Origin of the sequence: Cryobacterium tagatosivorans (assembly GCF_004402215.1) — a bacterium.
GTDB lineage: Bacteria > Actinomycetota > Actinomycetes > Actinomycetales > Microbacteriaceae > Cryobacterium > Cryobacterium tagatosivorans.
On record NZ_SOEZ01000036.1, the window covers coordinates 44,303 to 67,291 of the forward strand.

Consider the following 22,989-nt stretch of genomic DNA (forward strand, 5'->3'; position numbering starts at 1 on the left):
GAGTTTACTTCCCGGGCGGAGGCCTCCGATCGGTCTACAGTGGGGAACTGTGCCGGAACCCGTGATCATCGCCAAGAACCTCGTCAAGAAGTACAAGGAATTCGCCGCCGTGGACGGCATTTCCTTCGAGGTGGCGCCGGGGGAGTCGTTTGGCCTGCTCGGACCGAACGGGGCCGGCAAGTCGACCACCATGCGGATGGTCGGCGCGGTCTCCACCCGCACCAGCGGCGACCTGAGCATCCTCGGCCTCGACCCGAACGCGTACGGGCCGGAGATCCGCTCGCGCCTGGGCGTCGTGCCGCAGTCGGACAACCTCGACACCGAGCTGCGCGTGCGGGAGAACCTGCTCGTCTACGGCCGTTACTTCGGCCTTCCGCGCAAGCAGGTGGCCGAACGCGCCGACGAACTGCTCGCCTTCGCCCAGCTCGAGGACAAGGCGAAGTCGAAGGTGGATGCCCTGTCCGGCGGGATGAAGCGCCGGCTCACGATCGCGCGGGCGCTGATCAACGACCCGAAGATCCTGCTCCTGGACGAACCGACCACCGGCCTCGACCCGCAGGCCAGGCACATCCTCTGGGACCGGCTCTTCCGGCTCAAGGAGCAGGGCACGACCCTGCTGCTGACCACCCACTACATGGACGAGGCCGAACAGCTCTGCGACCGGCTCGTCGTCGTCGACAAGGGCGCGATCATGGCCGAGGGCTCCCCGGCCGAGCTGATCAGCAAGCACTCCTCGCGGGAGGTGCTCGAGGTGCGGTTCGGTTCCGACCGCAACGCCCAGGTCGCCGAGCAGATCGCCGGCTTCGGCGACCGGATCGAGGTGCTGCCCGACCGCATCCTCGTCTACAGCAGCAACGGCGAGCGTGAAATGGAACGGATGACCCAGGCCGGGCTGCATCCGATCACCAGCCTCGTGCGCCGCTCGAGCCTGGAGGACGTCTTCCTCCGGCTGACCGGACGGACCCTGATCGAATGAGCACCGTGCACAGTGCGGGCGGCACGGGCACCGTGGCCGAGCAGGCCATCGCCGGGGCGGTCCGGCCGCGCCGCTGGGGGTCGTGGTACGTCGCCGAGCACCGGTTCCGGGTCATGCGCTCCTACGCGCAGACGGTCGTGGTCACGGCCATCGGCAACCCGCTGATCTACCTGTACGCGATGGGCGTCGGCCTGGCCACCCTCGTCGACGGCAACCTCGGCCCGGAGGCCGTCGACGGCGTCAGCTACCTCGCCTTCGTGGCCCCGGCGCTGCTGGCCAGCGCGGCCATCTCGGTCGCCTCCGAGGAGTTCAGCTACCCGGTCATGCTCGGCTTCAAGTGGAACCCGGTCTTCTACGGCATGAATGCCTCGCCGATCCAGCCGGGGCAGATCATCAACGGGATCGTCATCTCGGTGACCGTGCGGATGTTCGTCACCCTGGGCATCTACTTCGGCTTCATGCTCCTCTTCGGCGCGGTCCCGTCGCCGATCGGCTTCCTCGCCGCCTTCGCCGCGCTGCTCACCGGGCTCGGCCTCGGCGCCCTGCTGATGGGCTACACGGCCACGATCATCGACGACAACGGCCAGCTCGTCATGGTCATGCGGTTCATCATCCTGCCGATGACCCTGTTCTCTGGCACGTTCTTCCCGCTCAGCGTGTTGCCGATCTACCTCCAGTGGATCGGCTGGATCTCCCCGCTCTGGCACGGCACCGAACTCGCCCGCGTCTTCGCCTACGGGGCGAGCGAACCGATCTGGCTGACCGTCGTGCACGTGCTCTACCTGTCCGCGCTGCTCTTCACCGGCTGGACCTGGGCCCGGCGCGTCACCGTGCGGAGGCTGAACAAGTGACGGATTCCGACACCTCGGTGGCAGCATCCGTCACCGCCGCCCGGCCGATGCGCGCGCTCTACGCCGGCAACGCCCGCAGCGTCATGCAGCGCGGCTGGCGGGCGACACGAAGCTCCAACTGGATGATCGTGGTGAGCGGCTTCTTCGAGCCGATCTTCTACCTGCTCTCGATGGGGCTCGGCCTCGGCGCGCTGATCGGAACGATAACCACCGAAACGGGCGAGGAGGTGCCGTACGCGGCGTTCATCGCGCCGGCCCTGCTCGCCGTCTCGGCGATGAACGGCGCGATCTACGACTCGACCTGGAACGTGTTCTTCAAGATGCAGTTCGCGAAACTGTACGAGGGGATGCTCTCGACCTCGCTCGGGCCGCTGGATGTCGCGCTCGGCGAGATCTCCCTGGCGCTGCTGCGCGGCGCCATCTACGCGACCGGCTTCATGCTCGTCATGCAGGCGCTCGGGCTGAACCTGTCCTGGTGGGCGCTGCTCGCGCTTCCGGCCGTGCTGCTGATCGCGTTCGGCTTCGCCAGCGTGGGCATGGCGATCACGAGCTACATGAAGACGTTCCAGCAGATGGACTGGATCAACCTGTTCCTGCTGCCGATGTTCCTGTTCTCGGCCACGTTCTACCCGCTCAGCGTGTACCCGCAGGGCATCCAGTACGTCATCCAGGCGCTGCCGCTCTGGCACGGGGTGGAGCTCGTGCGCGGGCTGACCACGGGGCTGGTCGGGCCGGGGATGCTCTGGCACGTGCTCTACTACGTCGTGATGATCCTCGTCGGCCTGGTCTTCACGACCCGCCGGCTGCGCGTCCTCTTCCTCGACTAAGCTGCCCCGCGAAACCGCAGTTGTGCGTCCTAAAACGTCGTTTTAGCGCGCACAACTGCGGTTTCGCGGCATGCCGCGGGGAGGTCAGGCCTCGATGTCGATGTCCTTCGTCTCCCGGGTGAGCAGGAGCGCGACCAGGGTGACCACGGCCATCACCGACAGGTAGACGCCGACCAGGACGGGGCTGCCCTCGCCGAGGGTCCACAGCCAGATGGCGATGAACGGCGCCACCGCGGCGCCGAGGATCGAGCTCATGTTGTAGGCGAACGCCGAGCCGGTGTAGCGCACGCTCGTCGGGAACAGCTCGGGCAGCAGCGCGCCCATCGGTCCGAACGTCATGCCCATCAGCGAGAAGCCGAGGATGAGGAAGAACATCACGCCGAAGAACCCGCCGCCGAGCAGCGGCACGAAGAGCAGGCCGAACACGATGATGCCCAGGGTCACGACGATGAGCGTCTTGCGACGCCCGTGTTTGTCGGCCCACGGCCCGGAGGCGAGCGTGAAGACGCCGAAGAACACCACGCCGATGATCATCATCAGGATGAAGTTGTTGTAGCTGTAGCCGAGGCCCGGCACCGGGGCATCCGTCGCGCCGCGGCCGTAGCCGAGCGTGAACGTGGTCATCAGGTAGAACAGCACGTAGGTGGCCAGCATGATGAACGTGCCGAGGATGAGTTCGCGCCAGTTGGACTTGAACACGGCCGCCAGCGGCAGCTTCTCGACGCGCTTGGCGGCGACGACCTTGGTGAACGCCTCGCTCTCGACCAGGCGCAGTCGCACCCAGAGGCCGACGATCACCATCACGGCGGAGAAGAGGAAGGGGATGCGCCAGGCCCACTCGAGGAACGCGTCCGAGGGGCGGGTCGGGTCGGTGGACGGCAGGGCCAGGGCGATCGCCAGGAACAGGCCGTTGGCGATGATGAAGCCGAGCGGGGCGCCGACCTGGGGGAACGTCCCGTACCAGGCGCGTTTGCCGGCCGGGGCGTTCTCGGTCGCGACCAGGGCCGCGCCGCTCCACTCGCCGCCGAGGGCGAAGCCCTGGGCGAGGCGCAGCACCACGAGCAGGGCCGGGGCGAGCCAGCCGATCATGGCGTAGGTGGGGAGCAGGCCGATCAGGAAGGTGGCGATGCCCATCGTCAGCAGGGCGCCGACGAGGGTCGCCTTGCGGCCCTTCTTGTCTCCGAAGTGGCCGAAGAACAGCGCGCCGAGCGGGCGGGCGACCATCGCGGCGCCGAAGACGGCGAACGAGGCGAGCAGCGCCGTTGTCTCGTTACCGGTGGGGAAGAAGAGGTGCGGGAAGACCAGGACCGCCGCCGTCGCGTAGACGTAGAAGTCGTAGAACTCGATGGTCGTGCCGATCAGGCTCGCGAGGATGACGCGACTGCGCGGGTTGACGGGCGCTGCGGTTGGCGGCGACACTGCCGTTGTTGGTGCTGACATGAGGGAGGGTGCTCCGAGACATTTTGCCGTGCAGGCCGCGGTCTGCGGCCTTTGGCACCCTAATGCCCGGAAGCGGCGGGGCGCGAATCCGCGCCCGAGGCGTCCTCGAGGTACAGCGTCTCCGCCGGGCGGGTTTCCCAGAGGTCGAACGGGTCGTCGGCCACGGCCGCGAAGATCGCCGCGCCGGCGGCCTCGAAGGCCTCTCGGCTCGCCCAGGTGGCGATGCCGACGAGGCGGAGGCCGTCCACTTCGCGCCACGGCCCCATCCGGATGAGCCCGGCAGCCCCGCGAGAGGCGGCCTCGACCCGGTGCATCGAGGCCAGCACCGCGTCGCGGTATTCCGGGCGCGGATGATGGATCGCGACGTGGGTGAACATCTACTTCCAGAGCACCGCGACGGCGATGTTCGCGACGGTGAGCCCGCCGATGGCCCAGAGGACCCACGAGGGGGCGAGGGGCTTCTTGCGGTACCGGATCACGAGCACCGTGATCACGATGAGCACGACCAGCTTGACGGCGATCTTGGCGTTGTCGATCTCGCCCGGCTCCGCCATCTGCACGAGGCCGACGAGCAGGAGACCGGTCACCAGCTGGGTCAGCGCGCCGTGGAACATCGCGGCGATGACCTTGCCCTTGCCGGCGATGGTGTCTTTCACCTGCACCAGGAACCCGCCGAGCAGCGAGGCGAGGCCGATGAAGTGCAGGATGACGAGTATGCCGATCAGGAGTTCCATGCCGCCAGCCTAGGGGACGGCGCGCACCTCACCGGGAGGCGAGCTCCCGCAGCAGCCGAGCCGTCGCGATCGCCGCGGAGGCGGCCTCCTCGCCCTTGTCTTCCTTCGAGCCGGGCAGCCCGGCCCGGTCGAGCCCCTGCTGCTCGTCGTCGAGGGTGAGCACGCCGAAGCCGACGGGCTTGCCGGCGTCCAGCGCCACCCGGGTGAGGCCATCCGTCGCCGCCGCCGACACGTACTCGAAGTGTGGGGTGCCGCCGCGGATGATCACGCCGAGCGCGACCACCGCATCCGCCCCGTTGTCGAGGGCGACCTTGCAGGCGACCGGCAGCTCGAAGCTGCCCGGCACCCGCACGAGGGAGTACGTCGCGCCGGATGCCTCGAGCACGCGGGTCGCGCCGGCGATCAGCCCGTCGGTGATCACGTCGTGCCACCGCCCGGCCACGATCACGACGGTGAGGCCGGTTCCGTCGACGGTCAGCTCGGGAGATCCTGCTCCGCTCACAGTGCGAGTCCTTTCAACATGTGGTGCTCCTCGATGTGGTGGCCCATCCGGTCGCGCTTGGCGGCCAGGTAGTCCTCGTTGTGGCTGCCGATGCCCACGACCAGCGGGACGCGCTCGACCACGGCGACGCCGTGCAACTCGAGCTGGCGCACCTTCTCCGGGTTGTTGGTCAGCAGGCGCACCGAGGTCAGCCCCATCTGGTGCAGGATGCCGGTGGCCGCCCCGTAGTCGCGGGAGTCACCCGGCAGGCCCAGCGCCAGGTTCGCGTCGAGGGTGTCGAGTCCGTCTTCCTGCAGCTTGTAGGCGCGCAGCTTGTTGATCAGCCCGATGCCGCGACCCTCCTGGCCGCGCAGGTAGACCACGACGCCGCCCTCGCGCTGGATGGTCTCCAGCGCCGCGTCCAGCTGCGGCCCGCACTCGCACTTGAGCGAGCCGAACGCCTCGCCGGTCAGGCATTCGGAGTGCACCCGGACCAGGGCGCCGTCGGCCGGGGTGCCCGAGACGATCGCGACGTGGTCGGCCCCGGTCATCCGGTCGCGGTAGGCCCGCATCTGGAACGCGCCGTGCGTGGTCGGCACGGTCGTCTCCACCTCGAAGTCCACCCGCGGCGACGCGGGGATGGGGCTGATCGTGGGCAGGTCGGTGTCGCAGTGGAACTCCTGCAGGTACTCGATCAGCTCCTTGATCGTGATCACGAGCACGCCCTCGCGCTCGCCGAGTTCGATCAGGCCGGGCAGGCGCATCATCTCGCCGTCCTCGGCGACGATCTCGGCGATCCCGGCGACCGGCACGAGGCCGGCCAGCTTCATCAGGTCGACCGCGGCCTCGGTGTGGCCGTCGCGCTCGCGCACCCCGCCGTCCACGGCGCGCAAGGGCAGGATGTGGCCGGGCCGGTGCAGGCTGGCCGGGGTGGAGATCGGGTCGGCCAGCACCCGGAGGGTGTGGGCCCGGTCGGCGGCGCTGATGCCGGTGCTCAGGCGATCGGCCGCATCCACCGACACGGTGTAGGCGGTGCCGCGAACATCCTCGTTGTTCAACACCATCATCGGCAGGTCGAGCTGGTCGGCGATGTCGTTGGTCATCGGCGCGCAGATGAAGCCGGACGAATAGCGCACCGTCCAGGCGATCCACTCCTGCGTGGCCATCTGGGCGGAGATGATCACGTCGCCCTCGTTCTCCCGGCCCTCGTCGTCGGCGACGATGACCGGTTTGCCGAGGCGCAGCGCCTCGAGGGCGGTGGGGATGTCGGCGAGGCTCATGATGCGCTCCTTTGTGTTGCCGCGTCTGCCAGGGCGAGCATGCGCTCGACATGACGGGCGAGGATATCTGTTTCGATGTTGACGTGATCGCCGGCCGCGGCCTGGCCGAGCGTGGTGGCGGTGAGGGTTTCGGGGATCAGTGAGACCTCGAACCACTGGTCTGGTTCGCCGGCCGGGCTGATGTTGCTGACCGTGAGGGAGACCCCGTCGATGGCGATCGAGCCCTTGTTCGTGACGAGCGGGGCAAGGTCGGGGGACAGGCTGAACCGGAGCACGCTCCAGGCGTCGCCGGGGATGACGCCGAGCACGGTGCTCGTGCCGTCGATGTGGCCCTGCACGATGTGGCCGCCGAGCCGGCCGCCGACGAGCGCGGCGCGCTCGAGGTTCACCGGCTGGCCGGCCACCGCGGCGTCGAGGGTCGACATCGAGAGCGTCTGCGCCATCACGTCGGCCGTGAAGGTGTCCGGCGTGCGGTCGACGACGGTGAGGCAGACGCCGCTGACCGAGATCGAGTCGCCGTGGCCCGCGTCGGCGACCACCAGGGGAGCGCGGATGGTGAAGCGGGCGGCATCCGTCGTTCGATCGATGCGCTCGATCCGGCCGAGCTCCTCAATGATTCCGGTGAACATGGTCGTTCCTTTCGCGGGGCCGAGCGACGACGAGGATGTCCTCGCCGAGCCGGTCGATGTGGTCGATGGCCAGGCGTCGCTGCTCGGCGACGCTGGACACGCCGATGTCGCCGAGGGCCAGCCGGCCGCCGCCGATCAGCGTGGGCGCCAGGTAGATGAGGTATTCGTCGACGAGGCCGGCGGCCACGAATGCGCTGGCGAGGGTGGGACCGCCTTCGACGAAGGCGCGTCGGATGCCGCGCTCGTGGAGGGCGCGGAGCACGGAGCCGATGTCGCCGCCGTCGAAGAAGAGCGGAACCTGCGGGTGCGCGAGCACGGCGGAGCCCGCCGGGATCGGCCGGGTGCCGAGGATGACGGGAACCGGCTGGCCGGCCAGCAGGGCGCCGTCGGCGTCGCGGGCGGTCAGCGCCGGGTCGTCGGCGAGGACCGTGCCGGTCCCGACGAGGATGGCGTCGGCTTGCGCTCGCCGCCGGTGAACGTCCTGCCTGGCTTCGGGGCCGGTGATCCACTGGCTTGTGCCGTCGGCCGCGGCCGCGCGGCCGTCGAGGCTGGAAGCCCATTTCACGGTCACGAACGGGCGGCCGAGCCCGGCGGCGAACAGCCAGTCGGCGAGGAAGACCGTGGCCTCCTCGGCCAGGACGCCGCCCTGGACCGCGACCCCGGCCGCGCGCAGCCGCTCGGCCCCGCCGGAGGAGTGCTCCCCGGGATCGGCGACCGCGTAGACGACGCGGCCGATGCCCGCGTCGAGGAGGGCGACCGAGCACGGGCCGGTGCGGCCGGTGTGGTTGCAGGGTTCGAGGGTGACGACGGCGGTCGCGCCGCGGGCGGCGCCGGCCGGAAGTTTGGCGAGGGCATCGACCTCGGCGTGCGAGGTGCCGGCGCCGCGGTGCCAGCCTTCGGCCAGGGTCTCGCCGTCGGCGCCCAGGATGACGCATCCCACGCGCGGGTTGACGCCGGTCGCCGGGCCGTTGCCGGCGAGGTCGAGGGCGCGCCGCATGGAGCGTTCGTATGCCGCGTCCTGTGTCATTCCCGTCCTCGTTCGTGGTCTACACGAACTCCGGGGATGTCGGCGTCGCGGATACGCGAAACCCGTCGGTCGATCTCGAAAGATCAACCGACTCGTGCGCCTCCCATCCGGACTTTAACCGTCGGTGCTGGAGTTTCACCAGCTCAACCGCTTCGCTCCAGGGAGCGTCACGGGTCGCGGACTTTAACCGCCGGCTCGGATTTTCACCGACCCCGGAGCACGTTTCTTACTTCTAGTTATAGCCCAACGCAGGCGGCTCCGGATAATTCCCGCCGACATCCGTCGCATTGCGGGCGCGTCAGTGCCGGGCATCCTGCCCTCCCCGCGTCAGTGCCGGGCATCCTGCCCTCCCCGCGCACAACTCCTCCAATTCGCGCCGCGTCCGGCGGTCCGGCTCGTGATTCCGGGGCGGTCGCGCGACCGTCCGGGCGATCTGGCGGAGTTATGAACAGGCGGGGCGGATGCCGCGCCTCGCTGCTCGCAGCGTCACTCGCCCGGGCGCCCGGCCGAGCCCGGCGCGCAGCCCGGTCAGGCCACCGAGACGAGGGCCCGCGCCGTGCCCTCGTCGAGGAACAGGTCGGTGATCAGGTTGGCGCGGAGCGCACCGCGCAGGCTCGGCAGCTTGGAGCTGCCCGAGACGACGCAAATGCGGCGAGGTGTCTTCTGCAGCACGGCGAAGTCCGGCCCGGTGCCGCGGGCGTTCAGCGGGATGCCGTCGGTCGAGCCGTCCGCGCGGAAGAACACCGTCGCCACGTCGCCGACCACCCCGGCGCGGCTGAGCGAGTCGAAGTCGTCCGGGTCGAGATACCCGCCTGCGTAGACGTGGCTCGGGACCTCGGAGAAGGGGGACCCCAGGCCGAACAGGGCGACGTCCATCATCGCCTGCATCTCGATCAGCCGGGCCATGCTGCGTTCGCGCCAGAGCGCCTGCTTCGTCGCGGGGTCGTCGAAGAACGCGGGCACCGGGAACTGCTGCACGTGCGCCCCGAACGCGTTGCCGAACCGGCCGAGGATCTCGCTGGCGTAACCGAGTCCCGTCGTGCGCAGGTTCCCGGCGCCGTTGAGCTGCACGATCTGGGAATTGTGGGTTGGTTTCGGGGTGATGTGGCGGCTGATCGCGCTCATCGTGGAGCCCCAGGCGATGCCCATGATCATGTTCGAGTCGAAATACTGGCCGAGAATCCGTGCAACCGAGAGGGCCACGCGCTCGAGCCGGTCGACGTCATTGGCGCGATCGGGCACCGGCACGACGTGCGCCGTGACCTCGAAGCGTGCCTGGATTTCCTGCTCGAGCCGGCTCGGGGCATCCAGCGGCGACCGGACCTGGATGTCGACGAGCCCGGTCGCCCTGGCATGGCTGAGCAGCCGGGAAACCGAGGATCTGGAGGTGTGCAGTTCCTGGGCGATGGCCTCCATCGTGAGGTCCTGCAGGTAGTAGAGCTGCGAGGCGGTGAGCGCGTCGCGGGTGCGGTCCGACTGCGCCGGGTCGTCGTTGAGCAGCATTCTCACTCCTTGCACGTATGTGCAATCCGACTGAATGTTTGTGTCGAACTGTCACGCTGTATTCATTCACATGACTTGCCGATCGTGCAAGCCCCACCCGAGAGAGGCCAGCGAACAGTGACGTCCACCCAGTCTCAGCCAGCTCAGTCAGCCATCCGCACCCGCCCGTCGGCGCAGGTGCTCATCATCGGAGCCGGCATCAACGGCATCGCGACCTTCCGCGACCTGGCCCTGCAGGGCGTCGACGTGGTCATCGTCGACAAGGGTGACTACGTCTCCGGCGCCTCGGCCGCCTCCTCGCACATGATCCACGGCGGGGTCCGCTACCTCGAAAACGGCGAGTTCCGGCTGGTCAAGGAGTCCGTCGAGGAGCGCAACGGGCTGCTCAAAATCGCACCGCACTACGTCAAGCCGCTGAAGACGACGGTGCCGATCTTCTCGACCTTCTCCGGCGTGCTCGCCGCGCCGCTGCGGTTCCTCACCCACAAGCAGGGCAAGCACCAGGAGCGCGGTGCCCTGCTGATCAAGGTCGGCCTCTCGCTCTACGACTCCTTCTCCCGCGACGGCGGCAGCGTGCCCCGGCACGAGTTCCGCGGCGCCCGCGAGTCGCTGGCCCAGCTTCCCCGGCTGAACCCGGGACTCAAGTACACCGCCACCTACTACGACGCGGCGATGCACGACCCGGAGCGCCTCGCGCTCGACGTGCTGCGCGACGGACTGGACGCCGGGCCGCACGCCCGCAGCGCCAACTACACCGAGGCCATCGGGATGGATGCCGACGGGGTGCGCCTGCGGGACGTCGTCACCGGCGAGGAATTCAGCGTGGCGGCCGATGTCGTGGTCAACACGTCCGGGCCCTGGACCGACCTGACCAATGCGGCGCTCGGCCAGGCCAGCGAGTTCATGGGCGGCACCAAGGGCTCGCACATCGTCGTGGACCATCCCGAACTGCTCGCCGCCACCGGCGGGCGCGAGATCTTCTTCGAGCACAGCGACGGACGCATCGTGCTGATCTACCCGCTCAAGGACCGCGTGCTGATCGGCACGACCGACCTCGAACACGACATGACCCAGCCGATCCGCTGCACCGAGGCCGAGATCGACTATTTCTTCGACCTCGTCTCGCACGTTTTCCCAGACATCACGGTCGACCGTTCCGACATCGTCTTCCGCTTCGCCGGGGTGCGGCCGCTGCCCCGCCACGACGACGAGCAGCCCGGCTTCGTCTCCCGCGACTACCGGATCGAATCCCGACCGCTCGGCGCCCGGCCCGGCACCCTGCTCAGCCTGGTCGGCGGCAAGTGGACGACCTTCCGCGCCCTCGCCGAGAACCTGGGCGGCGACATCCTGACCCTGCTCGGAATGCCGAGAAGCGTCTCGACGGTCGGGCTCCCGATCGGCGGCGGGCGGGACTTCCCGGTGACGGATGACGCGCTGCAGGTCTGGCTGGCCGCGAACGGCGACGAGGTGGGCCGGCCCCGCGCCGCGCGGCTCCTGGCCCGGTACGGCACTCGGGCGGTGCAGGTCATCGAGCACCTCACGGCCGGCCCGGATGCCCCGCTGGAGTACGCCCCGGACTACACCCGCCGCGAGATCGAGTACCTCGCCGCCACGGAGTCGGTCGTGCGGCTCATCGACGTGCTGTTGCGGCGCACGAGCATTGCCTTCGTCGGTGGGGCGAGCTCCGCCCTGCTCGAGGAACTGGCCGACGTGGTCGCCCCTGTGCTCGGCTGGGACGGCGCCCGCCGCGCCGCCGAAGTCGGGCTCGCGGCGAGCATCCTGCGCGAGGTCCACGGAGTCGACCTGGCCCCGATCGGACAGGAAGCCCACGCGACCGCGTAGTGCCGCGGATCCGGATCTGCACGAACGTGCAGGTCAAATCTCCCAGGGCGGTACCTGGTGACCGATAGGTTTTCACAGGATTGCTGATTCGCCCCTGGCGAATCGGATCCTCTCTTCACCCCATCAGAAAGGTCAATGTGGACAATCTCGGTGTTGTATTCCTCTCGGAGGTAGTGGGAACTGCCATCCTCGTGCTCCTCGGCTGCGGCGTGGTCGCCAACGTCGCCCTCGCCAGGAACAAGGGTTTCGGCGGCGGTTTCCTGATGGTCACCATCGGCTGGGGCCTCGCGGTCTTCTGCGGTGTGATCGTCGCCTACAACTCGGGCGCGCACCTGAACCCGGCGGTGACGCTGGGCCTCGTGGCCTCCGGCGCCACGGAGTTCGGCTCCGGCGTCCCGGTCACCGTCCTCTCGGTGCTCGTCTACATCGCCGGCGAGATGCTCGGCGCGATCCTCGGCGCCGTGGTCGTCTGGCTGGCCTACAAGCAGCACTTCGACGCCGAACCGGACGCGGGCAGCAAGCTTGCCGTGTTCTCGACCGGGCCGGCGATCCGTTCCTACGGCTGGAACCTGGTCACGGAGATCATCGGCACCTTCGTGCTCGTCTTCGTGGTCATCGCCTTCGGGCGCCAGGGCGAGGCGGGCGGCCTCGCGGCCCTCGGCGCGCTGCCGGTGGCCCTGCTGGTGGTCGTGATCGGCACCTCGCTCGGCGGCCCGACCGGGTACGCGATCAACCCGGCCCGTGACCTCGGCCCGAGGATCGCGCATTTCCTGCTGCCGATCAAGGGCAAGGGCTCCTCGGACTGGGCCTACTCCTGGGTGCCGGTCGTCGGACCGGTCATCGGCGGGGTCCTGGCCGGCTGGGCGTCGATCGTGCTGCTGCCCATCCTCGGCTGAGCCGCACCCCAGCTTCATCCGTCACAGTTACACCGTCACACCCGCGCATCAGTCTCAACAAAGGAGTTAAGAATGGCCAAGTACATCCTCGCCATCGACCAGGGAACGACAAGCACCCGCACGATCATCTTCGACAAATCCGGGTCGATCGTGTCGAGCGGACAGAAAGAGCACGAGCAGATCCTGCCGCAGGCCGGCTGGGTCGAGCACGACCCGAAGGAGATCTGGGACAACACCCGCGAGGTGATCGGGCAGGCGCTCTCCAAGGCGAACATCACCCGCCACGACATCGAGGCGGTCGGGATCACCAACCAGCGCGAGACCGCGGTGGTCTGGGACAAGACCACCGGCGTCCCGGTCTACAACGCGATCGTCTGGCAGGACACCCGCACCCAGCCGATCGTCGACCGGCTCGCCGCCGACGGCGGGGTCGAGCGGTTCAAGCAGAAGGTCGGCCTCCCGCTGGCGACCTACTTCTCCGGCACGAAGATCGTCTGGATCCTGGAAAACGTCGACGGCGCCCGGGAGAAGGCGGAGGCCGGCGACCTCCTCTTCGGCACGACCGACTCCTGGGTGCTCTGGAACCTGACCGGCGGCATCGACGGCGGCGTGCACGCGACCGACGTCACCAACGCCAGCCGCACGATGTTCATGGACCTCGAGACCCTGCAGTGGGACGACGAGATCCTCGGCATCTTCGGGGTCCCGAAGTCGATGCTGCCCGCCATCAAGTCGTCCAGCGAGGTCTACGGCACCGCCCACACGTCCAGCCTGCTCCGCGAGGTGCCGATCGCGGGCATCCTCGGCGACCAGCAGGCCGCCACGTTCGGCCAGGCCGCGTTCGACCAGGGCGAGGCGAAGAACACGTACGGCACCGGCAACTTCATCATCTTCAACACCGGCACCGAGATCGTGCACTCCAAGAACGGGCTGCTCACCACCCTCGGATACAAGATCGGAGACCAGCCGCCGCACTATGCGCTCGAGGGCGCCATCGCCGTGACCGGGTCGCTCGTGCAGTGGCTGCGCGACAACCTCGGCCTGATCGGCTCGGCCGACGAGATCGAGGCGCTGGCGAAGACGGTCGACGACAACGGCGGGGCGTACTTCGTGCCGGCGTTCTCCGGGCTGTTCGCGCCGTACTGGCGCTCGGATGCCCGCGGCGCGCTGGTGGGCCTGACCCGGTTCGTGAATAAGGGCCACATCGCCCGGGCAGCCCTCGAGGCAACCGCGTTCCAGACCCGCGAGGTCATCGACGCCGTCAACGCCGACTCCGGCGTTCCGCTGACCGAGCTCAAGGTCGACGGCGGGATGATCGCCAACAACCTGCTGATGCAGTTCCAGGCCGACATCCTCGGAGTCCCGGTGATCCGGCCCGTGGTCGCGGAGACGACGGCGCTCGGCGCCGCCTACGCCGCCGGCCTCGCGGTCGGCTTCTGGAGCAGCCTGGACGACCTGCGCGCGAACTGGCAGGAAGACTCGCGCTGGACCCCGGCGATGGACCAGGCCGAAAGCGACCGCCTCCTCCGCAATTGGAAGAAGGCCGTCACCAAGACCCTCGACTGGGTCGACGAGGACGTCCGCTAGCAGGCCAGCCGAGCGCACCACCCCACCCCCGAAACCCGGCGGCCGTCCCTCGACCGCCGGGTTTCGGCATCCGCCCGGCTGCCCTCGCTGCCGCCGCCCGGCCCGCCCTCGCCCTGTCCCACGCCCCCGGTGCGTAACTCCTCCAATTCGCAGCGGCCGGCGAGCAGACCCGCGGAATGACACGGCGGCGCCAGCGCGGTCGGCACGTTCTGGAGGAGTTGCGAACGGCAGCGTCGGATCGTCGTAGTGAGCTCGAGGTTTCCACAGCCCTGGCTTGCGGAGATTCTCCCCAGATTCGGCCGTCCGTGGAGGGCGGAGGGCGGCGTCGGTCACGCTCGGCGCATGAATCAATACGACGGCTTAGACCCGAATCCGCATGCAATCAGCGAGGGCTTCGGCGCCCGTCGCATCCTGCAACGTCACGACCTGCTGGCCGGGGGGATGACGGGGCGCGAGATCACCGAAGCCGTGCGCTCGAGCTCGCTCCTCCGAGTCCGCCGCGACAACTACGCCCTTCCCGAAACGGACCGGCACACGCTCGAAGCCGTGCGCGTGGGCGGCCGGCTGGCGTGCGTTTCCGCGGCGGAGGAGCTCGGCATCTTCTCCTTCGACTCGGACTTCACTCACCTGCACGTGCCTCGAGGGGCGTCCCGACTGCGCAGCCCGCGTTTTCGACACGTTGCGCTGTCGGCGATACCGAGGAACGGCGTCGAGCTGCACTGGTGGCCGTTCATCGGACCGGGCGATGGTACGGAGTACGCCGTCGGGGCGCGCGACGCGCTGGCACAGATCATCCGCTGCCAGCCTCGGAACTTCGCGCTGGCCGCGCTCGACACAGCGCTGCACGAAAAGGCCATCCGATCGAGCGACCTGGCCGACATATTCGGGCACGTTCCCGACAAGCACTGGGAATTGCGCACGCTGATCGACGCGCGGGCTGACGCCGGTCAGGAGAGCGTGCTCCGGCAGCTCGTTCGGGATGCCGGCCTTCGGTGTCAGATCCAGGTGGCCATCGACGGCGTCGGACGCGTCGACCTCGTCGTCGAGGGCTGCGTCGTCGTGGAGGCCGACAGTGGCGCCCACCACAAGACCTGGGCCCAACACGTCCGGGACCGCACTCGGGATCGACTGCTGGCCGAACGCGGCTATCCGTCGCTGCGGGTGCTCTACCAGGACATCTTCTTCGACCCGGACGGGGTGATCAGGGCGATCGAGGAACTCGTCCGAATCTGCCGAACCGGCAGCATCCGTGCATAACTCCTTCAGTTCGGAGCGCGACGCCGAAGCGGCCCCGGAAAAACGGGCCTGAACAATCGCACGCGATCGAAGTGGAGGAGTTACGCACCACGAGGCAACCGGGGTGCTCAGAGGTGGGCGGCGAGGGCGTCGGGGAGGGCAGCCAGGCCGGGGATGCGGATGACGCCGAGTCGGCTAGCCTCGGCAGCAGCAGCAGCAGCAGCAGCAGCTGCAGGGTCGGGGGCGGTCCCGGGGCGGGCGAGCCAGACGCCGGTCAGGCCCGCGGCGGCGGCGCCGATCGCGTCCGTCCGTAAGCGGTCGCCGACGTAGACGGCGTCGGCGGGCCTGACGCCGAAGACGGAACAGGCGTGCAGGAAGATGCGCGGATCCGGCTTCGTGATGCCCAGCGAACCCGACGCGATCACGTGCTCAATCCGCTCGTCCAGGCCCGTCTCGCGCAGCTTCTCGCCCTGGAATGCGAGCTCGCCGTTGGTGATCAGGCCGAACCGGATGCCCGGGAATCGGAGGGCCAGGGTGTCCAGGCAGGGGAGCGCGTCCTCGTGCAGTCGCCAGCCCGCCCGGTAGTGCACGAGGTAGCCCTCGAACCAGGCCAGGGCCGCGCCGTCGTCGAGGGTGACGCCGTGCGCGGCGGCGAAGCCCTGGGCCCGTGCCCGACGCTGCCCGCGGTAGTCCAGCACCCCGGCGAGGTAGGAGTGGTAGTGCTCCTCCTCGAGGGAGCGCCAGAGGGTGACGGATGCCGTCGCGTCGGCGCCGGCGAACGCGCCTCCCTCCGACACGAGGTGCCGTTCGATTCCCCAGGCGACCGCGTCGCTGTGCGCGAAGAGCGTGTCGTCCAGGTCGAAGAGGGCCAGGCGGGGGATCATCCGACCGGTTCCTCGATCGGCCAGCCGTCCTTCGGCTCCCGCGTGTCGGTGGCGCGGAGCACGGCGTGCCAGGACGGGGGATAGCTGCCGTCGCGGTGTGCCTGGATCGCCGGCCCGACTCCGGTGAAGCTGAACCCTGCCTTCCGCGCGGTCCGCGCCGACGCCATATTCCCCTCGAGGCATTGCCAGCTGATGGTGTCGACCAGCCGGTTCGCGAACGCCCATTCGATCACCAGCAGCTGCGCCTCGGGGATGTAACCGTGACCGCGATGCGGCGCACCGAGCCAGTAGCCGATCGAGGCGCTGGGCAGCCGCAGGCCGATGACTCCCAGCAATTCGGCGGTGTCCGGGTCGCGGACCGCCCAGATGTACTCCGAGTCCGACGCCCACGCGGCCGGTATATACCCGGAGATGAATGAGTCGGCGTCGGAGCGCCGGTACGGCCACGGGACGTGCAGGTAGCGCTCGAAAATCGGGTCCTGGCAGTACTCGTAGACGCGCTCGGCATCGGCCGGGAGCAGCTGGTCCAGCCGCACGAGCGGCGAGGACAGGGTGACGGGCTCCACCGTCAGCGCCTCGGCAACAGGCCGACGGCCTCGTACGCGCGGGCGAGCGTCACGTCGGCCACGGCCGCGGCCCGGTCGGCGTTGTGCGCGAGCAGGCGGTCCAGCTCGGCCGGGTCGTCGAGCAGCTCGACCACGCGCGAACGGATCGGCCCGAAGGTGCCCTCGACGACGTCGACGAGCCCCTTCTTCAGGTCCCCGTAGCCGCGGCCCGCGTACTCGTCCTCGAGCGACTGGATGCTCCGCGACGCGAGCACCGAATAGATCGTCAGCAGGTTGGCCACGCCGGGCTTGTTCTCCCGGTCGAAGACGACGCCGCCCTCGGCGTCGGTGACCGCACGCATGATCTTTTTCTTCGTGACGGACGGCTCGTCGAGCAGCCAGATGACACCGGCGTGCGACTCCGCCGACTTCGACATCTTCGAGGTCGGGTTCTGCAGGTCGTAGATCTTCGCGGTCTCCTTGACGATGGCCACCTCCGGCACCGTGAAGGTCGAGCCGAAACGCGAGTTGAAGCGCGCGGCAAGGTCCCGGGTGAGCTCGACATGCTGCCGCTGGTCCTCGCCGACCGGCACGATCTCGGTCTGGTACAGCAGGATGTCCGCGGCCATCAGCGTCGGGTAAGCGAACAGGCCGACCGTCGTCGCATCCTGGCCGTGCCGCGCCGACTTGTCCTTGAACTGGGTCATCCGGCTGGCCTCACCGAAACCGGTGATCGTGTTCAGCACCCAGGCCAGCTGCGCGTGCGCTGCGACATGCGACTGCACGTACAGCGTCGACGCCGACGGGTCGATGCCCGCGGCGATGTACTGCGCCGCGGTGCGCCGGGTGTTCTCGCGCAGGGCGGCGGGGTCCTGCGCGACCGTGATGGCGTGCAGGTCGACGATCGAGAAGAACGCGTCGTGGGTCTGCTGCAGCGCCTTCCAATTCAGCAGGGCGCCGATGTAGTTGCCGATCTGCAGCGATTCGGCGGACGGCTGCATGCCGGAATAGAGGCGGGGCTTGTCCATGGGGTCAGTCTCTCGTGTGCGTGTGCCGCCGGGCGGCAGGAAGAAGGTCAGATGGCGTAGTCGACGACGACGGGGGTGTGGTCCGACCAGCGCTGGTCATACGCGGCGGCGCGGTCGACGGCGTAGTTGGTGACGGATGCCGCCAGCGCGGGGGTCGCGAGCTGGTAGTCGATCCGCCAGCCGGTGTCGTTGTCGAAGGCCTGCCCGCGCCAGGACCACCAGGTGTACGGCCCGTCGACCTCGCCCGCCCACTTGCGGCCGACATCCACCCAGCCGAGGCCGGCCCCGGCGTTGTACGCGGGGTCCTCCTCGGCGCCGACGATCCGGTCGAAGTACGCGCGCTCCTCGGGCAGGAAGCCGGCCCGCTTCACGTTGCCCTTCCAGTTCTTGATGTCGAACTTGCGATGGCCGACGTTGAGGTCGCCGAGCACGACCACCCGGTCGCTGTGCGCCGCCAGCTCGGGCAGGCGGGAGAGCATGGCGTCGAGGAAGGTGTACTTCTCGACCTGCTTGGGGGTGTCGGCCTCGCCGGAGTGCACGTAGGTGCTCACGACGGTGACGATGGTGCCGTTGACCTCGTAGTCGGCCTCGAGCCAGCGGCCGGCGCTGTCGAACTCGTCGGCGCCGAGCTGCACCCGGTGGATCGTGGCGGTCGATCGGCTGGCGATGGCGACGCCGGCGCGACCCTTCGCGGTCGCCGCGTCGTGCACGATGCTCCAGTCCGGGCCGAGCAGCCCTTCGAGGTCGTCGGTGGATGCCCGCACCTCCTGGATGGCGAGGATGTCGACGTCGCGGCCGGCGAGCCAGTCGCCCATTCCCTTGCGGTAGGCGGCGCGCACGCCGTTCACGTTGATGCTGGCGATACGGAGGGGCTGGGCGGGCGTGACGGGCGTGGAAGACGGCATGGGCCAATTCTAGTTTGGGCGTGGCCGGTTACCGTTTGGCGGTCGAGTCCGGACCGGCTGCGCCTTCCCGCGCCGCGCGGTCGACGGCGGCGCGGAGCCGGCGGGAGGTCCCCAGCTTCTGGTGCCAGGCGGCGTCCTTGTGGGCGCGGCTCGCTTCCCGCAGCTCGGTGAGCACGCCCACCCGGACGGCCTCCGCCTCGCGTCGGGCGCGTTCGACCTCGGCGTCGGCGGCGGCCGCGGTGCCGAGCCGGCGCGGGTCGATCCCCGCGTCTTCCATGCCGACGGCGATCCAGGCGGCCGCAAGCAGCGTGACGGTGCTCATCAGGTTGAACCAGATCAGCAGCCCGATGATCACCGCGAAGGTGGCCAACAGGGGGTTCCGCCCGGCGCCGCCGAGGAGGGCCCCGCCGAGCACCTTGAGCCCGCCGAGTGCCGCGGCGCCCAGCAGCGAGCCCGAGAGGAGGCGGCGGAGCGGGATGCGCACCCGGGAGAGCACCCGGAACAGCACGGCGAGCGTGGCCGTGTCGATGACGAGCACGAGGAGCAGGCCGACCGTGCGCGCCGACGCGTTGAACCAGAACGAATCCTGCGACATCCCGGCCAGCCCGAAGATCGCGCCCAGCGCCCAGGTGCTCGCAAGCGAGACGAGGGCCGACACGACAAGGGCGAGCCCGAAGAGCAGGCCGAGGCCGAGTTCCCGCGCCTTGACCAGCACGAAGAAGGTCGTGTCGCGTTCCATCCCGAAGATGATTCGCACGGCCGTGGCGGTCGTCGACAGCCAGCCGAGCGCGGTCGCGAGCAGCCCGACCAGGGCGATGGCTCCCGTCCAGCTCAGCACGCCCGCTGTGGCGAGTTCCGACGGATCGATGATGCCGTCGCTGCCGATCAGCCCCGGGATCGACTGGTTGATCAGGTCGAACAGCTCCCTGGTCAGCGCGGGGTTGGAGTTCAGCCACAGCCCGGCGATGGAGAACCCGACCCAGATCGCGGCGAAGACGGCGAAGATCGACTGGTACGACATGCCGCCGGCCAGGATGCCGCCGCCGCTGTTCGAATAATGCGTGATGACGCGCATCGGTCGCCAGGCCATGACCCGGCTGGCGATGTCTGATAGCTTCACCGCACCAGCCTAGCGAGCCGCGTCCCGCCCGGGGGAGCCCGGCGTCGCACCCCCAGTTCGGGGTGCAAACGATAAGTGAGGACACCTCACCTCTTGCGGTGCCTGCCCACCCCTGCGAGCATGCCAATGCTGAACCACTCGAGCCGCCACTCCATACCCCGAACGTGGAGGGTGATCATGACTCCGACGCTCCATCACCATCGGACACCCGGTTCCGGGCAGCCGAGTCGATGGATGCGCGGTGCCCTGGTTGCCGCGGTGGCCGCCGCGTTCCTGTTGATTGTCGGCCCCCCGGCGGCGTACGCCGTCGACGGGCCGCCCCGGCAGCCGGCGGTGGTGGAGGCAGACGCGACAAGCGTCGGCCGGCCGGTGGCGCCGCAACCCGAAGCGGCCCCACCGGCTCCGGCCAAACCTGTTCCGGCCGAACCCGCTCCGGCCACGGCCACTCCGGCCGGCGCCGGCGCCTTCGTCTGGCTGCTGCCCCTGGCCGGCGGGCTGGCCGTGCTCGGCGCCGGCTGGGTGCTGAGCCGGCGGAACCGCCACGACGATTTGGACTAGCCCGCTACCACCAGGGCGGCTCGGCCCAGGCGACACCGGTCAAACGAACGCTACGGCTTGCCCCGCATGATGGCCTGCTTGACCTCGGCGATGGCCTGGGTGACCTGGATGCCGCGGGGGCACGCCTCGGTGCAGTTGAAGGTGGTGCGGCAGCGCCACACGCCCTCCTGGTCGTTGAGGATGTCCAGGCGGACAGCCGCGTTGTCGTCGCGCGAGTCGAAGATGAACCGGTGCGCGTTGACGATCGCGGCGGGACCGAAGTACTGGCCGTCGGTCCAGAACACCGGGCAGCTCGAGGTGCACGCGGCGCAGAGGATGCACTTGGTGGTGTCGTCGAAACGCTCGCGCTGGGCGACGGTCTGGATGCGCTCCTTGCCGTCCTTGGGCGCGGTCGACGCGACGAGGAAGGGCTGCACGGCCTTGAACGACTCGAAGAAGGGCTCCATGTCGACGATGAGGTCCTTCTCCAGCGGCAGGCCCTTGATGGCCTCCACGTAGACGGGCTTCGTGATGTCGAGGTCCTTGATCAGCGTCTTGCAGGCGAGGCGGTTGCGGCCGTTGATGCGCATCGCATCCGAACCGCAGATGCCGTGGGCGCAGGAGCGGCGGAAGCTCAGGGTCCCGTCCTGCTCCCACTTGATCTTGTGCAGGGCGTCGAGCACGCGGTCGGTCGCGTACAGTTCGACGTCGAAGTCCTGCCAGTGCGGCTCGGCGTCGACCTCCGGGTTGAACCGGCGGATCATCAGCGTGACGGTGAACGACGGGGTCGCCTCTGGGACGGCGGGGGGCGTAATGGTTGCGGTAGTCACCGTCAGTACTTCCTTTCCATCGGCTGGTAGCGCGTGATCGTGACCGGCTTCCAGTCGAGCGCAATGTGGTCGGCCGCATCGGCGGAGTGCGGGTCCCCGGTCAGGTAGGCCATGGTGTGGACCAGGTAGTTCTCGTCGTCGCGCAGGGGGAAGTCGTCGCGCATGTGGCCGCCGCGGCTTTCCTTGCGGTTGCGGGCGGAGAAGACGACGACCTCGGCGAGGTCGAGCAGGAAGCCGAGTTCGACGGCCTCGAGCAGGTCGGTGTTGAAGCGGCGTCCCTTGTCCTGCACACCGATGTTCCGGTAGCGCTCGCGCAGCGAGTGGATGGTGTCGGTCACGTCCTTGAGGGACTCGTCGGTGCGGAACACCTGGGCCTTGGCATCCATCGTCTCCTGCAGTTCCTTGCGGAGCACGGCGATGCGTTCGGTGCCGGTCGAGCTGCGGATGCCCTCGATCAGTCCGCGGACGAACTTCGACGGGTCTTCGGGTAGCGGGACGAAGTCGACGGTCTTGACGTACGCGACGGCGTTGTTGCCGGCGCGCTTGCCGAAGACGTTGATGTCGAGCAGCGAGTTGGTGCCGAGGCGGTTGGAGCCGTGCACGGACACGCAGGCGCATTCGCCGGCCGCGTAGAGGCCGGGCACGACGGTGGTGTTGTTGCGCAGCACCTCGGCGTTCACGTTGGTCGGGATGCCGCCCATCGCGTAGTGCGCCGTCGGCATGACCGGCACCGGCTCGGTGACCGGGTCGACGCCGAGGTAGGTGCGGGCGAACTCGGTGATGTCGGGGAGCTTGGTCTCGAGGACCTCGGCGCCCAGGTGGGTGCAGTCGAGGTAGAGGTAGTCCTTGTTCGGTCCGGCGCCGCGACCCTCGGCGACCTCCTTGACCATGCAGCGGGCGATGATGTCGCGCGGCGCGAGGTCCTTGATGGTCGGGGCGTACTTCTCCATGAACCGTTCGCCGCTGGCGTTGCGCAGGATCGCGCCCTCGCCGCGGGCGCCCTCGGTGAGGAGGATGCCGAGCCCGGCCAGGCCGGTCGGGTGGAACTGGAAGAACTCCATGTCCTCGAGCGGGAGGCCCTTGCGCCAGATGATCCCGACGCCGTCGCCGGTCAGGGTGTGCGCGTTCGAGGTGGTCTTGTAGATCTTGCCGAATCCGCCGGTGGCGAAGATGAAGGCCTTGGCCTGGAAGACGTGCAGCTCGCCGCTGGACAGGTCGTAGGCCACGACGCCGGACGGCTGCTCGACGCCGTCGACCTCGGTCATGATCAGGTCGAGCACGTAGTACTCGTTGAAGAAGTTGATGCCGCGTTTGACGCAGTTCTGGTAGAGCGTCTGCAGGATCATGTGGCCGGTGCGGTCGGCGGCGTAGCAGGCGCGGCGCACCGGGGCCTTGCCGTGGTCGCTGGTGTGGCCGCCGAAGCGGCGCTGGTCGATCTTGCCCTCGGGCGTGCGGTTGAACGGCAGGCCCATGTTCTCGAGGTCGATGACCGCGTCGATGGCTTCCTTGGCGAGGATCTCGGCCGCGTCCTGGTCGACGAGGTAGTCGCCGCCCTTGACGGTGTCGAAGGTGTGCCACTCCCAGTTGTCTTCCTCGACGTTGGCGAGGGCCGCTGCCATGCCGCCCTGGGCCGCACCGGTGTGCGAGCGGGTCGGGTACAGCTTGGAGATGACGGCCGTGCTGGCGCCGGGGCCGGCTTCGATGGCGGCACGCATGCCCGCTCCACCCGCTCCCACGATGACGATGTCGAACTGGTGGTAGTGCACGCCGTCAACGACGGTGGACTCCGTGGGCGCTGTGGAAGAGGCAGGCGTTGTCATGATGGGTGTGT

General features: G+C 69.0%; 23 protein-coding genes and 1 riboswitch. Of the genes, 8 read left to right on the plus strand and 15 right to left on the minus strand.

What is annotated here, in order from left to right; translation table 11 throughout:
* The first annotated feature begins 49 nt into the window (after window positions 1-49).
* Genes E3O23_RS06665 through E3O23_RS06675 form a run of 3 tightly spaced genes read left to right on the plus strand, consistent with a single transcriptional unit; the run spans window position 50 to window position 2,654 of the window.
* Window positions 50-976: an ABC transporter ATP-binding protein gene (locus tag E3O23_RS06665; RefSeq protein ID WP_134489363.1), complete on the plus strand. Its 927-nt coding sequence runs from the start codon at window positions 50-52 to the stop codon at window positions 974-976.
* Window positions 973-1,827, plus strand: coding sequence for an ABC transporter permease (locus E3O23_RS06670; RefSeq protein WP_134489365.1), 855 nt, complete (start codon window positions 973-975; stop codon window positions 1,825-1,827). The genes E3O23_RS06665 and E3O23_RS06670 overlap by 4 nt, the downstream gene beginning before the upstream one ends.
* 47 nt (window positions 1,828-1,874) lie before the next feature.
* Entirely contained in the window at window positions 1,875-2,654 is a 780-nt protein-coding gene (locus tag E3O23_RS06675) for an ABC transporter permease (RefSeq protein ID WP_134489467.1), read from the plus strand.
* Window positions 2,655-2,738: 84 nt separating this feature from the next.
* Here E3O23_RS06675 and E3O23_RS06680 read toward each other — a convergent pair whose 3' ends face one another.
* The 8 genes from E3O23_RS06680 to E3O23_RS06715 all read right to left on the minus strand — a co-directional run bounded on the left by E3O23_RS06680 (window position 2,739) and on the right by E3O23_RS06715 (window position 9,748).
* A complete protein-coding gene (locus tag E3O23_RS06680; protein WP_134489367.1) occupies window positions 2,739-4,094 on the minus strand; it encodes an MFS transporter in 1,356 nt (451 codons plus the stop codon).
* Window positions 4,095-4,153: 59 nt separating this feature from the next.
* Window positions 4,154-4,471, minus strand: coding sequence for an antibiotic biosynthesis monooxygenase (locus E3O23_RS06685; protein WP_134489369.1), 318 nt, complete (start codon window positions 4,469-4,471; stop codon window positions 4,154-4,156).
* Complete coding sequence (locus E3O23_RS06690; protein WP_134489371.1) at window positions 4,472-4,828, minus strand: hypothetical protein; 357 nt, start codon at window positions 4,826-4,828, stop codon at window positions 4,472-4,474.
* A 28-nt stretch (window positions 4,829-4,856) separates the two neighbouring features.
* Window positions 4,857-5,330 (minus strand): 6,7-dimethyl-8-ribityllumazine synthase, encoded by a 474-nt coding sequence (gene ribH, locus E3O23_RS06695; RefSeq protein WP_134489373.1) that lies wholly within the window; start codon window positions 5,328-5,330, stop codon window positions 4,857-4,859.
* Complete coding sequence (gene ribA / locus E3O23_RS06700; RefSeq protein WP_134489375.1) at window positions 5,327-6,589, minus strand: GTP cyclohydrolase II; 1,263 nt, start codon at window positions 6,587-6,589, stop codon at window positions 5,327-5,329. The genes ribH and ribA overlap by 4 nt, the downstream gene beginning before the upstream one ends.
* Window positions 6,586-7,218, minus strand: a complete 633-nt coding sequence (locus E3O23_RS06705; protein ID WP_134489377.1) for a riboflavin synthase — start codon at window positions 7,216-7,218, stop codon at window positions 6,586-6,588. The genes ribA and E3O23_RS06705 overlap by 4 nt, the downstream gene beginning before the upstream one ends.
* The gene (ribD, locus tag E3O23_RS06710; RefSeq protein ID WP_134489379.1) at window positions 7,199-8,245 is read right to left on the minus strand and encodes a bifunctional diaminohydroxyphosphoribosylaminopyrimidine deaminase/5-amino-6-(5-phosphoribosylamino)uracil reductase RibD; all 1,047 of its coding nucleotides are present in this window, start codon (window positions 8,243-8,245) and stop codon (window positions 7,199-7,201) included. The genes E3O23_RS06705 and ribD overlap by 20 nt, the downstream gene beginning before the upstream one ends.
* A 91-nt stretch (window positions 8,246-8,336) precedes the next feature.
* Window positions 8,337-8,469: riboswitch (FMN riboswitch) on the minus strand.
* Window positions 8,470-8,773: 304 nt separating this feature from the next.
* Window positions 8,774-9,748, minus strand: coding sequence for a sugar-binding transcriptional regulator (locus tag E3O23_RS06715; RefSeq protein WP_134489380.1), 975 nt, complete (start codon window positions 9,746-9,748; stop codon window positions 8,774-8,776).
* A gap of 117 nt (window positions 9,749-9,865) precedes the next feature.
* Here E3O23_RS06715 and E3O23_RS06720 point away from each other — a divergent pair, with 117 nt between their 5' ends.
* The 4 genes from E3O23_RS06720 (at window position 9,866) to E3O23_RS06735 (ending at window position 15,330) form a co-directional block, all read left to right on the plus strand.
* Complete coding sequence (locus tag E3O23_RS06720) at window positions 9,866-11,590, plus strand: glycerol-3-phosphate dehydrogenase/oxidase (RefSeq protein WP_166790429.1); 1,725 nt, start codon at window positions 9,866-9,868, stop codon at window positions 11,588-11,590.
* A gap of 185 nt (window positions 11,591-11,775) precedes the next feature.
* On the plus strand, window positions 11,776-12,486 hold the full coding sequence (locus E3O23_RS06725) for an MIP/aquaporin family protein (protein WP_241983363.1): 711 nt from the start codon (window positions 11,776-11,778) through the stop codon (window positions 12,484-12,486).
* Window positions 12,487-12,558: 72 nt separating this feature from the next.
* On the plus strand, window positions 12,559-14,073 hold the full coding sequence (glpK, locus tag E3O23_RS06730; RefSeq protein ID WP_134489386.1) for a glycerol kinase GlpK: 1,515 nt from the start codon (window positions 12,559-12,561) through the stop codon (window positions 14,071-14,073).
* Window positions 14,074-14,415: 342 nt separating this feature from the next.
* On the plus strand, window positions 14,416-15,330 hold the full coding sequence (locus E3O23_RS06735; RefSeq protein WP_134489388.1) for an endonuclease domain-containing protein: 915 nt from the start codon (window positions 14,416-14,418) through the stop codon (window positions 15,328-15,330).
* 107 nt (window positions 15,331-15,437) lie between these two features.
* Here the strand turns inward: E3O23_RS06735 and E3O23_RS06740 are convergent, their stop codons facing one another.
* The 5 genes from E3O23_RS06740 to E3O23_RS06760 are packed head-to-tail and all read right to left on the minus strand — an operon-like array spanning window position 15,438 to window position 19,791.
* Window positions 15,438-16,193, minus strand: a complete 756-nt coding sequence (locus tag E3O23_RS06740; protein ID WP_134489390.1) for an HAD family hydrolase — start codon at window positions 16,191-16,193, stop codon at window positions 15,438-15,440.
* A complete protein-coding gene (locus E3O23_RS06745) occupies window positions 16,190-16,759 on the minus strand; it encodes a GNAT family N-acetyltransferase (RefSeq protein ID WP_166790434.1) in 570 nt (189 codons plus the stop codon). Before E3O23_RS06745 ends, E3O23_RS06740 begins: the two co-directional genes overlap by 4 nt.
* Window positions 16,760-16,761: 2 nt before the next feature.
* On the minus strand, window positions 16,762-17,766 hold the full coding sequence (gene trpS, locus E3O23_RS06750) for a tryptophan--tRNA ligase (RefSeq protein WP_134489394.1): 1,005 nt from the start codon (window positions 17,764-17,766) through the stop codon (window positions 16,762-16,764).
* Window positions 17,767-17,813: 47 nt separating this feature from the next.
* Window positions 17,814-18,671 carry an exodeoxyribonuclease III gene (locus E3O23_RS06755; protein WP_134489396.1) on the minus strand — a complete coding sequence of 286 codons (858 nt, stop codon included), beginning with the start codon at window positions 18,669-18,671 and terminating at the stop codon, window positions 17,814-17,816.
* Window positions 18,672-18,699: 28 nt separating this feature from the next.
* Window positions 18,700-19,791 (minus strand): YihY/virulence factor BrkB family protein, encoded by a 1,092-nt coding sequence (locus E3O23_RS06760; RefSeq protein WP_134489398.1) that lies wholly within the window; start codon window positions 19,789-19,791, stop codon window positions 18,700-18,702.
* A 234-nt stretch (window positions 19,792-20,025) separates the two neighbouring features.
* On the opposite strand from E3O23_RS06760, the gene E3O23_RS06765 reads away from it, so the two are divergent.
* Window positions 20,026-20,349 carry a hypothetical protein gene (locus tag E3O23_RS06765; RefSeq protein ID WP_134489400.1) on the plus strand — a complete coding sequence of 108 codons (324 nt, stop codon included), beginning with the start codon at window positions 20,026-20,028 and terminating at the stop codon, window positions 20,347-20,349.
* 50 nt (window positions 20,350-20,399) lie between these two features.
* On the opposite strand, the gene E3O23_RS06770 is transcribed toward E3O23_RS06765, so the two are convergent.
* Both E3O23_RS06770 and sdhA read right to left on the minus strand, forming a co-directional pair.
* A complete protein-coding gene (locus tag E3O23_RS06770) occupies window positions 20,400-21,158 on the minus strand; it encodes a succinate dehydrogenase iron-sulfur subunit (protein ID WP_166790435.1) in 759 nt (252 codons plus the stop codon).
* Between the two features lie 2 nt (window positions 21,159-21,160).
* Window positions 21,161-22,978 (minus strand): succinate dehydrogenase flavoprotein subunit, encoded by a 1,818-nt coding sequence (gene sdhA, locus E3O23_RS06775; RefSeq protein ID WP_134489402.1) that lies wholly within the window; start codon window positions 22,976-22,978, stop codon window positions 21,161-21,163.
* Window positions 22,979-22,989: the final 11 nt, after the last annotated feature.

Coding starts and splice junctions, on each gene's coding strand:
- E3O23_RS06670 (WP_134489365.1), top strand. CDS start 973: ATGAGCACCGTGCACAGTGCGGGCGGCACGGGCACCGTGGCCGAGCAG.
- E3O23_RS06675 (WP_134489467.1), top strand. CDS start 1,875: ATGCGCGCGCTCTACGCCGGCAACGCCCGCAGCGTCATGCAGCGCGGC.
- E3O23_RS06680 (WP_134489367.1), bottom strand. CDS start 4,094: ATGTCAGCACCAACAACGGCAGTGTCGCCGCCAACCGCAGCGCCCGTC.
- E3O23_RS06685 (WP_134489369.1), bottom strand. CDS start 4,471: ATGTTCACCCACGTCGCGATCCATCATCCGCGCCCGGAATACCGCGAC.
- E3O23_RS06690 (WP_134489371.1), bottom strand. CDS start 4,828: ATGGAACTCCTGATCGGCATACTCGTCATCCTGCACTTCATCGGCCTC.
- ribA (WP_134489375.1), bottom strand. CDS start 6,589: ATGAGCCTCGCCGACATCCCCACCGCCCTCGAGGCGCTGCGCCTCGGC.
- E3O23_RS06705 (WP_134489377.1), bottom strand. CDS start 7,218: ATGTTCACCGGAATCATTGAGGAGCTCGGCCGGATCGAGCGCATCGAT.
- ribD (WP_134489379.1), bottom strand. CDS start 8,245: ATGACACAGGACGCGGCATACGAACGCTCCATGCGGCGCGCCCTCGAC.
- E3O23_RS06715 (WP_134489380.1), bottom strand. CDS start 9,748: ATGCTGCTCAACGACGACCCGGCGCAGTCGGACCGCACCCGCGACGCG.
- glpK (WP_134489386.1), top strand. CDS start 12,559: ATGGCCAAGTACATCCTCGCCATCGACCAGGGAACGACAAGCACCCGC.
- E3O23_RS06735 (WP_134489388.1), top strand. CDS start 14,416: ATGAATCAATACGACGGCTTAGACCCGAATCCGCATGCAATCAGCGAG.
- E3O23_RS06740 (WP_134489390.1), bottom strand. CDS start 16,193: ATGATCCCCCGCCTGGCCCTCTTCGACCTGGACGACACGCTCTTCGCG.
- trpS (WP_134489394.1), bottom strand. CDS start 17,766: ATGGACAAGCCCCGCCTCTATTCCGGCATGCAGCCGTCCGCCGAATCG.
- E3O23_RS06755 (WP_134489396.1), bottom strand. CDS start 18,671: ATGCCGTCTTCCACGCCCGTCACGCCCGCCCAGCCCCTCCGTATCGCC.
- E3O23_RS06765 (WP_134489400.1), top strand. CDS start 20,026: ATGCGCGGTGCCCTGGTTGCCGCGGTGGCCGCCGCGTTCCTGTTGATT.
- sdhA (WP_134489402.1), bottom strand. CDS start 22,978: ATGACAACGCCTGCCTCTTCCACAGCGCCCACGGAGTCCACCGTCGTT.